This window comes from Streptomyces sp. NPDC058653, assembly GCF_042716895.1.
In the GTDB taxonomy this organism is placed as follows: domain Bacteria; phylum Actinomycetota; class Actinomycetes; order Streptomycetales; family Streptomycetaceae; genus Streptomyces.
Window position 1 is genome coordinate 1 of the sequence record NZ_JBHXRM010000014.1, and the last position, 12,019, is coordinate 12,019.

A 12,019-nucleotide genomic window follows, 5' to 3' on the forward strand; every position below is an offset into this window, starting at 1 on the left:
CGGATCCTCCAGTACAACGCCCTCGTCCGGGAACAGGCGTCCCGCCAGTCCATCCAGGCCGCCCTGGCCATGGAGGAACTCCTCCTCCGGCCCGTCATGAGCGGAGCCTGACAGCCCTTACACCCGCTGCCGGATGACATCCAGCCGGCGCTCAATGACTGCACCGACCGGAAAGGCTTCGGCAATCCGCAGGGCATCCTGGACGATGTCATCGAGGTCTTCATTGGACACGAACTGCATGAAGTTGGCGTTCTCAAGGCTCGACCGAACGGCTTCGGCCGCGTCCTCGGGGGTGAGGTCGATGTCCTTGACGACTGCCGTGGTGGTCGCCTTGCCGCTGTTGAGGCCAAGGAAGGAGCGCCCGCATCCGCAACCTCCGTCCGGGTCTTCCTCGTCCTTGATACAGACGATTATCCCGACGATGACGAGTTCGCCGTTGATACAGAATCCGAAGTCGTTGTCGCGCTGCCCTTGGGTGTCGCTGGTGGCCGCCAGAAGCTTCATGACGGCACCGTACCGGGGGCCGAAGCGCGTAGGGTCGCGGGCGTGAACGTAGACATGGGGGACGTTCCGACCTGGGTCGGCGCGATATTTGCGGCAGGGGCAGCCGGCGCGGCCGTGTGGACACTGGCCAGCCAGCGCAAGCAGATCGACGAGCAGCGCGCATTCATCGGTGAGCAGTCCGCGACGCTGGCACTGGAGCGCGCCGAGCTGCACGCGGCAGCCGAAGACCGGAAGTGGTCTCAAGCGCGACAGGTGCGCATGACCTACCGCACCGCGGGCGGACAGCCGGATGGCGGAGGCGGCCTATCTGGCTACGACCACTGGCGGGTGTCCGTCGAGAACGGCAGCGACGCGCCGCTGAGCAACGTCCTGGCGCGCTTCGGCAGTGCCTACGTGGCCAGTGAGGCTTACGACGAGTTGGAGCGGGATCTGCCCGGCTCGGGTCGCCAGGTTGTGCCCGTCCATCGGATTGGGCCCCATCGGACATTCGTCTTCGTGTCGCCGCCCTGGCAAGAGACGACGGTCGACAACAATCGCCCGCACGTCTTCTTCACGGACGACGCCGGGATCCGGTGGCATCTCGACCGCTACGGATCCCTGACGCAACACCCGGAGGGCGAGGCGGAGTAACGATGAAGCCCCGTCCACCGGGGGTGCTCGGTGAACGGGGCGTCAGGCCCTCGCCCGCAGGGCTCCCCAGCGACGGCGGGCGAGGGGGTCTTTACCGGCGGTCGGCTGTCGTGCGCGGCCAGGTGACGCCGCCTTTGCCCGCGTAGACGTTGGCGTGATCTCCGTCGTGGTTTGCCCCGATCCGCACGCACCGGATCGCCGTCTTCGGTTTCAGTACCCAGCACACCGGGGTGAGGCCCAGCGTCGTGCTGCCGGGGGCCAGCAGCGTCATCGGCGGGCCTCCCTCGCGGCACGGATCAGTTCAGCCGCCTTCGGGCAGTACGCGCCGTCCGTGCGCACCTGGCACGCCGTACACGTCCGCTCGTGCTTGATCACCTCGATCAGCCCCGGGTCGGGCACGGGCTCCGCGGAGACACTGACGCGCTGGCGGTATGGGGCGCCGCCGCTGCCGCGCTCTCGCCACTGCCATTCCAGGCGAGTCGCGGGCGCACACCCCGAGCAGGTGCGCGGGTACCACGAGGTCGCGGTGCCGTGAGCGTCAACGGTGTGCGTTCCCAGGCTGACCGCGCTGCCGTTGTCGAGGTGCGCCTGGCACAGCACGCAGTCCGCGCCGCGTAACTGCCGCTCGGTCAGGGTCTCAACGGGGGGCAGCTCGATGGCCGCCGGCCCGCTCACCGCGATACTCCGACAAGGCGCTTGGTGGGTGCGAGCAGCTCGGCCAGGCGCGCGAGCAGGTCCTCGGCTTCGCGCCGTGAGAGGACGAGCGGGACGTGCCCCTGGACCCGGTCGACGGAGTACAGGGCCAGCGGTACACGCACCTCTCCGGTGATGTGGTCGCCGGTCGGTAAGACGGCTCGCTGCGGTGAGGCGTGCGAGGCAGTGGCAGACATGAGGAAGCCCCCTGCGGTGGCTGGTCGTTGACGAGCCGTCACCGTAGGGGGCGTGGCCGGAGAGAAGGGGGACAGATTGTCCCCCTGTCCCAGACTGTCCCTCTACCCAGCGGTGGGGATGCCGACCTTCTCGGCCAGGGCAGCGGTCTCGCTGCGCATGGAGCGGGGCGAGCGGCGCCAGAGGTCGGCTGCCACGGTGCGGGCGGACGGCGTGTAAGCGACCGTCTCGGCTCCGATGTCGTGGGCTTTCTGCATGACGTGCAGGGCGGCCGTGCGGTCGCCGCGCTGGAGGTGCCCGCGGGCGACCTCCACCCACAGGCGGGCCCGCCTTTCGGTCGACGGCATGATGTCGGGGTCCAGGTCGTCGGCGCGGTCGAGTGCGCGGCTGGAGCGCTTCAGGTCGACAGCCACGGAGATTTCGTGGAAGTCGACGTTGGCCCGGCCGAACACGGTCGACGGGTGGACGTACGACACTGGCAGTGACTTGGCGACCTGGTCCCCGCGGTCCCAGTACCGCCAGGCGTCGCCGTCCTGCCCGTCACGGGCGGCGGTCACCGCGGCGTGCAGCTGGAGCGCCCCGTATACGCCGCGCCAGTCGTCCGGGGCTCCGTCGAGATGGGGGCGGATCAGGTCGGCCGCTTCGTTCACCACCCGCAGAGCCTCCTGCGGGTACGCGGTCTCCCGGAGGATGTTGCCCATGTTCCAGGCTGCTGCCGCTATGGCGGCCGGGTGGTCGGCGTTCTGTGCGGCCGTGAGCGCGCGGTCAGCGACGACCCATGCCAGCTCGGCCGGCGCGACGTAGGCGGTCGCCTGCCCGGCGAGCCGGTAGACGTCGGACAGGGCCACCAGGGCGGCGCGTCGGTCGTTCCCTTCGTGGGTGCGTGTGGCTGTCTCGGTGTCACGGATCAGGTCGGGCAGCAGCGAGGCGACTTCCGTGCGGTTGCGGCTGGAGGTGTGCCACAGGTTCCATGTCTGGTCGACCCGGGCCTGAAGTGCCACGACGGGCTCGGCGGCGCCGAGTGTGACGGTGAGGGTGCGGTTCATGACGGCTGCCCAGATGGCGGGCATGCCGGGGTGGTTGAGCCTGCCCAGCGGGACGGGCTGCGCGACCTCGGGCGGGCCTCCGGTGATGATCGACAGGTCTGCGAGCTGGAGCCCGACGGCGAGGCGCATGAGCTGCGTGTGGGAGTCGATCTCCCGCTCACCGCTCTCGATCTTCTTCAGCCAGTCGGGCCCACGGGAACACAGGCCGGCGAGGACCGCGCGGGACATGCCCCGCGATTCGCGCAGGACCTGGATGCGCTCGCCGGTGCTGAGGTCGTCGGGGAGATCCACGGTGTGCCCCTTCGTCTGCTGTCGCGTACAGCCAGAGTACGAGCGTGCCCCCAACACAGAGAGACGTCCAGACACGACGAAGCGCCCCGCCCTCCTGAAGGAGGACAGGGCGCGGTGAAACGAAATCCGTAACGAATTACGTGACCCGATTCGTGACAGCTACGCCGGGCCGGTCTTCGTCCAGTCGACGAGCGCGGCGAACGCCGCCGGCTTGAGCCGGATCCGCGGGCCGTGCCGGCGCTTGGAGTCCCGCACCAGGACCGCGCCGGGCGGGCGGGCTACCTCAACGCAGCTGCCCGAGTTCGTGTAGCTCGACAGCTGCCAGATAAGCCGGGGTTCATCCTGTCGCAACTCTGCTCCTCGCCTCTCGGACCATGGTGAGCGAGTCCGCCGGCGAGGCGGCCCGCTGCTCCAGATGATCGCAGGCATCGGCGTACACAAGGGTGCGTTCCGGGAGATCCAGGACGGTTCCGCCCATCAGGTTCTCGACGAACACCGCCCGGCGGCCCGCTGTCGTGTACATCGTGAACTCGCCGGCGAGTGCGGCGTGGGTGTTGCTCCCCGCGGGCAGCACGCGCAGTGTCATCGACGGGCGCAGGGCCAGGGTGTTGAGGATGTGCTGCAACTGGTCGGCGAGGACCGCGGGGCCGCCTACGGGCCGGGTGAGGACTTCCTCGGCGATGACGAACCTGGCCCGGCGGCCGGGGCCTTGGCCGAGGGTGTCGACGCGGACGAGACGGGCGTCGGTGATGGCGGCCACGTCGTGCGGCGGCAGGGCGGGGGCTGAGGCGACGATCGCGGCGCGGGCGTAGTCGGGGGACTGGAGCATGCCGGGGACGAGGGTGGGGTGCCATCCCTGGATGAGGTCGGCGCCCTGCTCGATGGCGATGAGGCGGGCGATGTGATCGGCGAGCGACTCGGGCTCGGGACTGCTGCTCAACGTCTTCTCCTGTGGATGCGGATCGGGGCTGACACCTTCAGGTGTCAGCTGGTTGTGTCAGCTCGCACGCGCACGCGCCTGACCTAAGGGAAACGGGGCGTCAGATCCCGGCTGACACCGGTTCTGACACCCCTCTGACACCCGTCTGACTGTCAATCGGACGAAGTGGGTGCCAGTGGGGCGAATTGGGGTGGTCGATGGCTGGTCTGCGTCTGGTCGCTGCTGCTAAGCCGCAGGTCGGCTGCTGCTATGCGGCTGGTCGATGATCAAGGTCAGACCAGCCCAGACCAGACGTCGACCAACCTGCGACCTGCGCGGTAGCAGCACAGACCAGCTCGATAGCAGTAGGCGATGCCGGGGCAAATAGGGTGGCCAGGGCCCGGCCTGACCCCCGGCCCGACCCCGGCCGAAGCCCGGCCAGCGGAACGGCCTGTCCGCAGCTCGGCCGCCCTCTGGCCGGGCCCTGACCGGGGGTTGGCCGCCCTCGCGCCGGGTGCTTGCCGGGTCGTCAGGCCCGGCGACGCTCGGCGTCGATCGCGGCCAAGAGCTCCCGCTGCTCGACCAGGCCGGCGCGGAACCGGTCAACCTCGGCAAGCAGCTTGTCGACCCCCGCCACGTTCAACTCGACGCCGTCCGCGACGGACTCGCCAACCGCCAGCCACACGCACGCGGCGGCCGGCTCCTTGGCGGTCGAGTGAAGGCTCAGGTTCGCGGCCAGCGGTGGGTGCACCAGGCGGGCGGTCACCACCCTGTCCCGCGGGGGCACGACCTCCAGCACCGCGCTCTTGTGGAAGCAGTCGTCGGCCTGGTCGTCCCAGTACGCGTGATCCGTCACGCACCAGTCGGGGCATTCGATGGTGGCCTCGCCGCCGGCGACCGTAGGCCCGGTGTACTTGCGCATCAGACGTTCTCCTTCGGGGCCATGTGCGGGTACGCGCGGTCGACGGCGCGGTAGACGGAGCGGATCAGGTCGTTGATCGACGGGTCGTCCAGCAGCTCCGGGAACGTCTCCGAGTCCCGGAAGATCGTCCACGGGCTTTCCATGTGGAGCGTCAGCTCGATGCGGTGCCGGATCTCCTCGACCGGAAACGCGTCGACGGGGCCGTCGTCCCAGGCGCCACGCATACCCAGTTCGAGGGCGACGGCGAGCATGTCCCGCGTCATGGCGACCTTGAGCGTCAGGACCGCCCGAATCTCTTCGGGCCGCACGATGTCGTCGCGGTCCTCGGCGGCGAAGACGAAGGCGGTCGGGACCGCGTCCGGCAGGGGTACCGCGCGGGTCTGGGTGTGGGTGAGAATGCTCATGGTTCTGCCTCTCAGGGTTCGAGCCGAGGCGGGCTCCGGGGTGCGATCCCGGGGCCCGCGCGGCGTTACCGGCGACCGCTTCCCGACCGTGCGGGAAGCGGGTCGTACAGGGCCCGCGAACCCTTGGGGGTAAAGGGCTCGGAAGCCTTTACGCCCAAGGGGTTCGAGGGGCGGAACACTTGGGTTGCGACCTGCCAACCGGCACCCACGAACGGGCGCCGGCGGCAGGGGGGTTATTAGGGATTCGACGTGCGGTTTCAAGGCCCCCGAACAGGGGGGGCATTTGAGATGCACGCTGGCAACTCTTCGCTGAAACGGTCCGGGTGTTTGGATCGCACGCAGGCAACTTCTCGGCCTACGCGAAGCCCACCGGGACGCCCGCGAGGACGTACCAGGGGAGGGCGCCGACGAACCGGCGCTCCTCGATCCACGCGGCCCGCTCGGCGTTCAACTCGGCCGGCGTCCGGCCCTCCGCGCACGGCACCGCGTAGGCTCGCCACTTGGCCTCGTTGCACAGCCCGCAGGTGTACGGCGCGTCGAGGTCGGTGACCCCGTGGTCGTACATCCAGAAGTGCCCGTTGCTGAAGCGCTCCGGCGGGAGCGGCGCCGGGTCGACGTCCCGGACGAAGCCAGAATCGGTGACGATGTAGACCTTCTCGCTCATGCCGTCACTTCCATTTCGGTCTGCGTGAGGCTGGCCGCGCGCAGCAGCAGCCAGGCGAAAGTCAGGGGCAGGGAGTCGTCCTTGCGGGCGTTGCACGGCTCGCAGGCCAGCACCAGGTTGCAGAGCAGGTTGACCCTCCACAGCGCCCACGGGATGTAGTGGTCGAGCGTCGAGTCGGACAGGTCCGCGGCGAGCGGGATCCGGCAGTAGTGGCAGTGCAGCCCGTCCCGCTCGGCCACCAGGCCGCGCAGCTCCCGCCGGCGCTTGGAGTTGCCCCGCCCCTGCCGGTTGCGGCGCTTGCTGGGGCTCACCGCCGGACCCCCTCGGGGAGGTCGAACGGGTACGGCAGCGACGGGCCGTCGACGTAGCGGAAGCTGTACTGGAGCCACGCCTCCCGGACCGCGTCCAGGCACCGCCGGTACTCGTGGGCGTCCGAGCGGGAACCGTCCAGCAGGGCCAGGCGCCAGTCCGCGAGGACCACGAGCAGTTCCTCGACGTACTCCCGAGGGGCGTCCGAGTCGCTGCCGTTGCCGTCCGGCCCGTACTCCAGGCAGAACAAGCTGTCCGAGGAGACGCCGCCGAACAGGTCCGGGAAGTCGATAGAACGCCCGGCGATGAGGATCGGGTAGCGCGTGCTCACGACGCCTCCGTTCCGAGCCCGAGCAGGCGGTCGAGCATCGAGGAGAAGTGCCGGGCCCCGTAACGGTCATTGGTCGCGCGGGCCACGATCAGCAGGTCCGCGAGCCGCTCGGGCGACGGAAGGGTCAGGCTGCTGTTGCCGAATACTGCGGCGTTCTCGGTGGGCCGGCTGACGTGAGCGCTCATCGTGTTTCCCTTCGGAGCTCGGCGAGCTGGGCGGCAACGGTGTTCATGTGGATGGAGTGGACGGTGAGGGCGGCGGCGATCTGCCGCAGCTGCTTCGGCCCGCACCGCACGTCGTCCCCGGGGCCGATCACGGTCGCGGCCACCTCGCGGTCCGCCTCGGCGGTCGCGAAAGGCCACTGCTGAACCATGAGACTCAGCACCTCGACGCGGCCGTTGTCGGTGTCGGCGTTGAAGTCGACCGGCTCCGACGTGTGCGTGATGTCGACGCGGGCGATGGGCGGGTGTTCCTCGGTGTGCCCGGTGCACCAGTCGGGGCAGCCGGTGGTGACGTCCCCGTGGCGGGCGGTGGGGATGGTGACGGTGCCGTCCGGGTTGCGGGGCAGCGGCACCGCGACGGTGAACCGCTCCTCCCGGGCCGGCCAGGTGTTGCCGAACACGTCGCGGTGCTCGGGGTGGTAGGCCCGGTTGAGGATGCACGGGGCGTCGGGACTGTCGGGCTGCTCGGCGGCACAGACGGCGGGGTCGCCTTCGAGGGCGCCCTGGTGCCAGTCCCGCAACTCCTGCGGTACACCCTCCAGCGGGTCACGGTCCTCGCTCATCGCCGACCTCCGCCAGCGAAGTCGCTGAGGACGTTCCGGACCGTCGACGCGCGCTCCGCTTGAGTAAGCGAGCGAAGCAACTTCACCTCAAGCTGCCCGTCGATACGGTCCAGACGCCCCCAGTACCCGTCCGGAAGCGTCTCCACCTCCACCACCTTCGCCTCGAACGCGGCCAGCAGGTACGAGACCGGCATCGACCGCAGATCCTCGGCGGTCAAGCTCACCCACCGGGGCGACGGGGAGATGTTCCCCAGCTCGTCCAGCGAGCGGTGATAGCTGGTGTGCTCCTCGGCGGTCGCGTCCGCCAAGAGGTCAACCTGGCGCTCCAACTTGGTCAGGTGAGCCCGGACACGGGCGATGGTCTCCCGGACCTGGCTGACGGTCTGGTACCCCAGCGACTCACCCGGGCCGACCGGCATCAGCTCCATGTGAGGCTTACCGTCGCCGCATTCGTCATCGAACGGCCACTGACTGATACGGGCGGCGAGGATCGTCTCCGTCCCGCCGTCCTCGGTGGTGAAGTCCAGGGAGATTTCATCACCCGTGTGTTGCAGGGCCGCCGGGTACAGGCCCGTCTCGACGTCGCTCTCGTGGTCCGCGGTGCACCACGACGGGCACGGCGCGGACAGGACCCCGCCCCCGAGAAGCGGATACGTCAGGGTGCGGTTGGCCGGGCGCGGGATCGTCGCGGGCTCGGCGATCTCGGGCGAGGGCTTCTCGGCGGCCTCGACGGCTGCGACGATGGAGTTGGGTACGGTCTTGCCCATGGCTAGCTCCTTGTGATGGAGGGGTTGGCCCCAGGCCCCGGCAGGTGGTTGCACACCTGCCGGGGCCGTCCCGCGTTTGCGGGTGGCCGAGGGCGAAGCAGTGGGGAAGGTCAGGCGGTGGCGAGGAACGTACTGGCGTCGTCGAGGGCGTCGGCAGCGTCGCGCAGCGTGGCGGCCATGGCCCGGACGTCCGCGGGGTCGGTCATCTTCCGGTGAAGCTCTCTGCCCGTCTCGTAGGCCCACGCGACGACGTAGGTCGGCTCGCCCTCGATGGCAACCAGGTCGATCGGCAGAGACGATCCGTCGTCGAACTTCAGCTCCGCGAGTGTGGCGGTACACGTGTTCTCGTAGTGGGAGTAGCTGTCGCAGCCGGGCACCCGGCACCCGTCCTTCACGACAACCGGCTCCGGGCGCGGGCTGTCCTCGACCTCGACGGTGCCGGTCAGGTCGAACGACCAGTCCACATACGCCGCGTGGGTCGCCTCGCGGGCCCTCAGCCAGGCGTCGATGCCCGTGCTGGCCGCACGCCACGCGATCCGGGCCGGATGGGTGTCAGGGAGGCCCTGTACGGCACTCTCGTCGGCGTCGGTGACCGTGGCCTCGTATCGGTCGAGATGCCGCCGCCAGTCCGCCAGTTCGGCCAGCAGGCGCTCCATCTCCTCCGATGCCTGCTCGGTGCCGCCAGCCCGCTCGATGGCGCGCAGGTAGTCACCCGTGACGGGCTCGAACCGGGAGGGGAAGTCCCCGGCCGCGTTCACGTACACCTCCGCGGCCGGGGGCTCGGCGGGGGTGACGTATTCGGCGGTGCGCCTGTAGGTGACGAACGCCTTGTCCAGTACCGGGGTCTCGGTGGGGAGGAAGCCGTTCACGCGGCGCCACTTGCCGCCGACGTTCGACCACGCCTTGCGGGGCTCGGCGCCGGTCTCGCTGCGGTAGATCTTCGCGGCGGTGCGGCCGAAGGGGCTGCCGTACCGGTCCGCGAACGACTGGTCGACGCCACGGCCGGTGAGGTACCGGCGGGCCAGGACCATGCCGGCCGAGATGGTGGAGTAGAGGACGCCCTTGTCCACGGACGCGGCGGCAGCCAGCGTGCGGGAAGCGATCGGGCGGCGAGTGATGAGAGTATGGCTCACAGCGGGACTCCCGGTGATATCGGGTTGTTCCGTAGGCTCTCGGTTGGTGTTACCAGCACCACCGAGGGCCGTTCTTGTAGGTACGAAGCTAGTGGCGTTGTACCTACAAAGCAAGTCCAGTGGCTGAAGAATCTTGTACCTACGAAACTTGGCTGCCCGTCTGGCTCTCGTGTGTACAAAGCGGTAGCCTCATGCGCATGACCCCCGAGCCGGAGACCGAGTATGATCCCGCGCGCAACTTCCGTGCGCCCGCCACTGAATGGCTGCCCTTCGAGGCGGCCACGCGTGCCATTCATCCGGAGGGGCGCAGTCCCCGCGGGAAGGTCTTGCGGGAGTTCATGCGCTGGTACATGCGCCGGCCGGGAGCCGTGCTCCCGAAGCGGCCAGACGCAGGGCCCTGGTCGAGTCCTGCCGAGAGCCGGGAGCAGTAAGCCCCGGATCTCCTTGTGATCACCCATGTCCACACAGTGACGCTGAAATGCCCTGTGGCGCGGCGGCGTGGAAGGCGTCAATCCGACGGCATTGGGGGCGTCATTTCGGTGTCACGATCACCTTGTAGTCGCTATCATTAGGTGCATGACCACACCAAACGCCTCACTTCGGGCAGTCCGCATGGGCATGCTCATGAGTCAGGAGGAGTTCGCCAAGGCCGTCCGGGGAGCCGGGAGTTCGGCCGGCGAATCAACGCCCGCCACGAAGCGGCTCGTCCAGCGCTGGGAGGCCGGCGAGACGACCAACCCGCGCCCCAACTACGCCCGCGCCCTGGAGGTCGTCACCGGCCTCCCCATCGAATCACTGGGCTTCTTGCCCGTAGCGCCTCTCGCTCGCGTCGCTGGCGACGGGGCAGGCGGGCATGACGTCGCCCCATCCGCAGCAGGCGTGGCGCCTCCCGCAGCTGGCCCCACCCCGCAGACCGCACCCCGCCAGAACTTCTCGGGGGTATGGCTGTCGCGCTATGAGTTCTTCTCCAGCGGCCGGGAGTCCAGCTTCATCGGCATGCACTACGTGGTGCTGCTTCAGCACGGCAACCGGATCACGGCCCGGTCGCTGCCGCACGGCTCGTCTAACCCGGATTCGCCGCTGACCCTGGACCTCACCCTGGACGGCAGCGTCATCACCGGAACGTGGGTCGAACAGACCGCCGGCGACGGCTACTACCGAGGCGCTCGCTACCACGGCGCAATCCAGATGCTCGTCGAGCCGACCGGCACCCGGATGTCCGGCAAGTGGGTCGGCTTCGGCAAGGACATGGACGTCAACTCCGGACCGTGGGAGCTGCGGCTCCAGGACTCCTCGACGACCCAGTCCGCCATCGCCCAGTACAACCGGCGGCCCGAGTAGAAGCAGTGGGCGGTTGGCCCTAGCGCGAAGAGGCCCCAGCCGTTGACTGGGGCCTCTTCGCGCCGTGCGTCTCGGTGCGGGTACTGCGCCTTGCGGAGCTGCTGGTCAGGCGGACTCTGTGATGGCACTGCGCTGGCACCAAAGGGATCGGACGTAGTCGAACGTGCCCACGTGGAGCCACACCGGAAAGGGCCCCTGACCTGCACGAAAGCAACTACAGCGGTCGCCCCCCGCCATGCTCCGACGAGGGGCAACACACTGCTAATGCGGTTTGGGTCTTAAAGCCCATCGAGGGTTCAAATCCCTCCGCCTCCGCGCATCGATCACCGAAGCCCCGTCCACCAGGCCGGGGCTTCGGCCGTTGTACGGTACGGGGGGCGACGGTTTCGGACGTTTCCGCAGCTCAGGCAGGGTCCAGCTAATGGATTTCACGTGACGCCGCAGGTCATGTAATGTTGTTCTCGCAACGCGGAGGGGCCCAAAAAGCCCAGCACGGCAAGCACTCGTAGCTTAACGGATAGAGCATCTGACTACGGATCAGAAGGTTGCAGGTTCGAATCCTGCCGAGTGCACAGCAGGCCAGAGGCCCTCAGGAGAAGTCCTGAGGGCCTCTGGTTTTCGCCTTGACGGCAGTGACAGACGGCAACCGTGTTCGGGAGCCGATCAACCGGCCACTGGGACACCGGCCGTACCGTCGTCATCGTCCGGAGCGTTGCCGTCATCCCTCAGGGCAATCCCGACGCGATCGAACGCCGAGCGCTGCGAGTCGAGCCGTACGAACGTGTAGATGTCCATGGCCACGCGGATCGAGCTGTGGCCGAGGACTTCCATGATCATGCGAGCGTCGCAGGTCGTGGAAGCGGACCCTGCGGACGTCGGAGCGGATGCTCGGAGTCTCGAAGGACCGGTTCAGGTTGCGCGGCTCGATGGGGGTCCCGTTCCGGGTGGTGAAGACAAGGCGGCCCGCCTGCGGCGGGCCGCATGCGCTGGCGGCCGTGGGGCCGCGCCCCGCGCGCGGGCCCCCCCCCCACCCGCCGCCGGGAAGGCAAAAGCGAGAAACCAGACGAGGGAGCCACACGACCCCGA

The 12,019-nt window shown here is 69.0% G+C and carries 19 protein-coding genes and 1 tRNA gene; 3 read left to right on the top strand and 17 right to left on the bottom strand.

Going from position 1 to position 12,019, the window contains the following annotated elements; translation table 11 throughout:
- Positions 1 to 117: 117 nt before the first annotated feature.
- Positions 118 to 504, bottom strand: coding sequence for a hypothetical protein (locus ACFWU9_RS14420; protein ID WP_384318054.1), 387 nt, complete (start codon positions 502 to 504; stop codon positions 118 to 120).
- Positions 505 to 546: 42 nt separating this feature from the next.
- On the opposite strand from ACFWU9_RS14420, the gene ACFWU9_RS14425 reads away from it, so the two are divergent.
- Positions 547 to 1,134: a hypothetical protein gene (locus ACFWU9_RS14425; RefSeq protein ID WP_384318056.1), complete on the top strand. Its 588-nt coding sequence runs from the start codon at positions 547 to 549 to the stop codon at positions 1,132 to 1,134.
- A 91-nt stretch (positions 1,135 to 1,225) separates the two neighbouring features.
- Here ACFWU9_RS14425 and ACFWU9_RS14430 read toward each other — a convergent pair whose 3' ends face one another.
- From ACFWU9_RS14430 to ACFWU9_RS14500, 15 genes are all read right to left on the bottom strand, one after another.
- Positions 1,226 to 1,405, bottom strand: a complete 180-nt coding sequence (locus ACFWU9_RS14430) for a hypothetical protein (RefSeq protein WP_384318058.1) — start codon at positions 1,403 to 1,405, stop codon at positions 1,226 to 1,228.
- The gene (locus ACFWU9_RS14435) at positions 1,402 to 1,809 is read right to left on the bottom strand and encodes a hypothetical protein (protein WP_384318060.1); all 408 of its coding nucleotides are present in this window, start codon (positions 1,807 to 1,809) and stop codon (positions 1,402 to 1,404) included. Before ACFWU9_RS14435 ends, ACFWU9_RS14430 begins: the two co-directional genes overlap by 4 nt.
- Entirely contained in the window at positions 1,806 to 2,024 is a 219-nt protein-coding gene (locus ACFWU9_RS14440) for a hypothetical protein (protein ID WP_384318061.1), read from the bottom strand. The genes ACFWU9_RS14435 and ACFWU9_RS14440 overlap by 4 nt, the downstream gene beginning before the upstream one ends.
- A 102-nt stretch (positions 2,025 to 2,126) precedes the next feature.
- Positions 2,127 to 3,359, bottom strand: coding sequence for a helix-turn-helix domain-containing protein (locus tag ACFWU9_RS14445; RefSeq protein WP_384318063.1), 1,233 nt, complete (start codon positions 3,357 to 3,359; stop codon positions 2,127 to 2,129).
- 159 nt (positions 3,360 to 3,518) lie between these two features.
- Complete coding sequence (locus ACFWU9_RS14450; RefSeq protein WP_384318065.1) at positions 3,519 to 3,710, bottom strand: DUF397 domain-containing protein; 192 nt, start codon at positions 3,708 to 3,710, stop codon at positions 3,519 to 3,521.
- Complete coding sequence (locus tag ACFWU9_RS14455) at positions 3,697 to 4,299, bottom strand: DUF5753 domain-containing protein (RefSeq protein ID WP_384318067.1); 603 nt, start codon at positions 4,297 to 4,299, stop codon at positions 3,697 to 3,699. Before ACFWU9_RS14455 ends, ACFWU9_RS14450 begins: the two co-directional genes overlap by 14 nt.
- A gap of 508 nt (positions 4,300 to 4,807) precedes the next feature.
- The gene (locus ACFWU9_RS14460) at positions 4,808 to 5,200 is read right to left on the bottom strand and encodes a DUF6907 domain-containing protein (RefSeq protein ID WP_384318069.1); all 393 of its coding nucleotides are present in this window, start codon (positions 5,198 to 5,200) and stop codon (positions 4,808 to 4,810) included.
- A complete protein-coding gene (locus tag ACFWU9_RS14465; protein WP_384318071.1) occupies positions 5,200 to 5,604 on the bottom strand; it encodes a hypothetical protein in 405 nt (134 codons plus the stop codon). The genes ACFWU9_RS14460 and ACFWU9_RS14465 overlap by 1 nt, the downstream gene beginning before the upstream one ends.
- A gap of 355 nt (positions 5,605 to 5,959) precedes the next feature.
- Positions 5,960 to 6,268 carry a hypothetical protein gene (locus ACFWU9_RS14470; RefSeq protein ID WP_384318073.1) on the bottom strand — a complete coding sequence of 103 codons (309 nt, stop codon included), beginning with the start codon at positions 6,266 to 6,268 and terminating at the stop codon, positions 5,960 to 5,962.
- A complete protein-coding gene (locus ACFWU9_RS14475; protein WP_384318075.1) occupies positions 6,265 to 6,579 on the bottom strand; it encodes an HNH endonuclease in 315 nt (104 codons plus the stop codon). Before ACFWU9_RS14475 ends, ACFWU9_RS14470 begins: the two co-directional genes overlap by 4 nt.
- Positions 6,576 to 6,908, bottom strand: a complete 333-nt coding sequence (locus ACFWU9_RS14480; protein ID WP_384318077.1) for a hypothetical protein — start codon at positions 6,906 to 6,908, stop codon at positions 6,576 to 6,578. The genes ACFWU9_RS14475 and ACFWU9_RS14480 overlap by 4 nt, the downstream gene beginning before the upstream one ends.
- On the bottom strand, positions 6,905 to 7,093 hold the full coding sequence (locus ACFWU9_RS14485; RefSeq protein ID WP_384318079.1) for a hypothetical protein: 189 nt from the start codon (positions 7,091 to 7,093) through the stop codon (positions 6,905 to 6,907). The genes ACFWU9_RS14480 and ACFWU9_RS14485 overlap by 4 nt, the downstream gene beginning before the upstream one ends.
- Positions 7,090 to 7,692: a DUF6907 domain-containing protein gene (locus tag ACFWU9_RS14490; RefSeq protein WP_384318081.1), complete on the bottom strand. Its 603-nt coding sequence runs from the start codon at positions 7,690 to 7,692 to the stop codon at positions 7,090 to 7,092. The genes ACFWU9_RS14485 and ACFWU9_RS14490 overlap by 4 nt, the downstream gene beginning before the upstream one ends.
- Complete coding sequence (locus ACFWU9_RS14495; RefSeq protein WP_384318083.1) at positions 7,689 to 8,459, bottom strand: DUF6907 domain-containing protein; 771 nt, start codon at positions 8,457 to 8,459, stop codon at positions 7,689 to 7,691. The genes ACFWU9_RS14490 and ACFWU9_RS14495 overlap by 4 nt, the downstream gene beginning before the upstream one ends.
- Positions 8,460 to 8,569: 110 nt before the next feature.
- Positions 8,570 to 9,592: a hypothetical protein gene (locus ACFWU9_RS14500; RefSeq protein WP_384318085.1), complete on the bottom strand. Its 1,023-nt coding sequence runs from the start codon at positions 9,590 to 9,592 to the stop codon at positions 8,570 to 8,572.
- A gap of 576 nt (positions 9,593 to 10,168) precedes the next feature.
- Between ACFWU9_RS14500 and ACFWU9_RS14505 the strand changes: the two genes are divergently transcribed.
- Positions 10,169 to 10,933, top strand: coding sequence for a helix-turn-helix domain-containing protein (locus tag ACFWU9_RS14505; protein ID WP_384318087.1), 765 nt, complete (start codon positions 10,169 to 10,171; stop codon positions 10,931 to 10,933).
- A 499-nt stretch (positions 10,934 to 11,432) separates the two neighbouring features.
- Positions 11,433 to 11,505: transfer RNA gene (locus ACFWU9_RS14510), tRNA-Arg, on the top strand.
- A gap of 91 nt (positions 11,506 to 11,596) precedes the next feature.
- Here ACFWU9_RS14510 and ACFWU9_RS14515 read toward each other — a convergent pair.
- A complete protein-coding gene (locus tag ACFWU9_RS14515; RefSeq protein ID WP_384318089.1) occupies positions 11,597 to 11,770 on the bottom strand; it encodes a hypothetical protein in 174 nt (57 codons plus the stop codon).
- Positions 11,771 to 12,019: the final 249 nt, after the last annotated feature.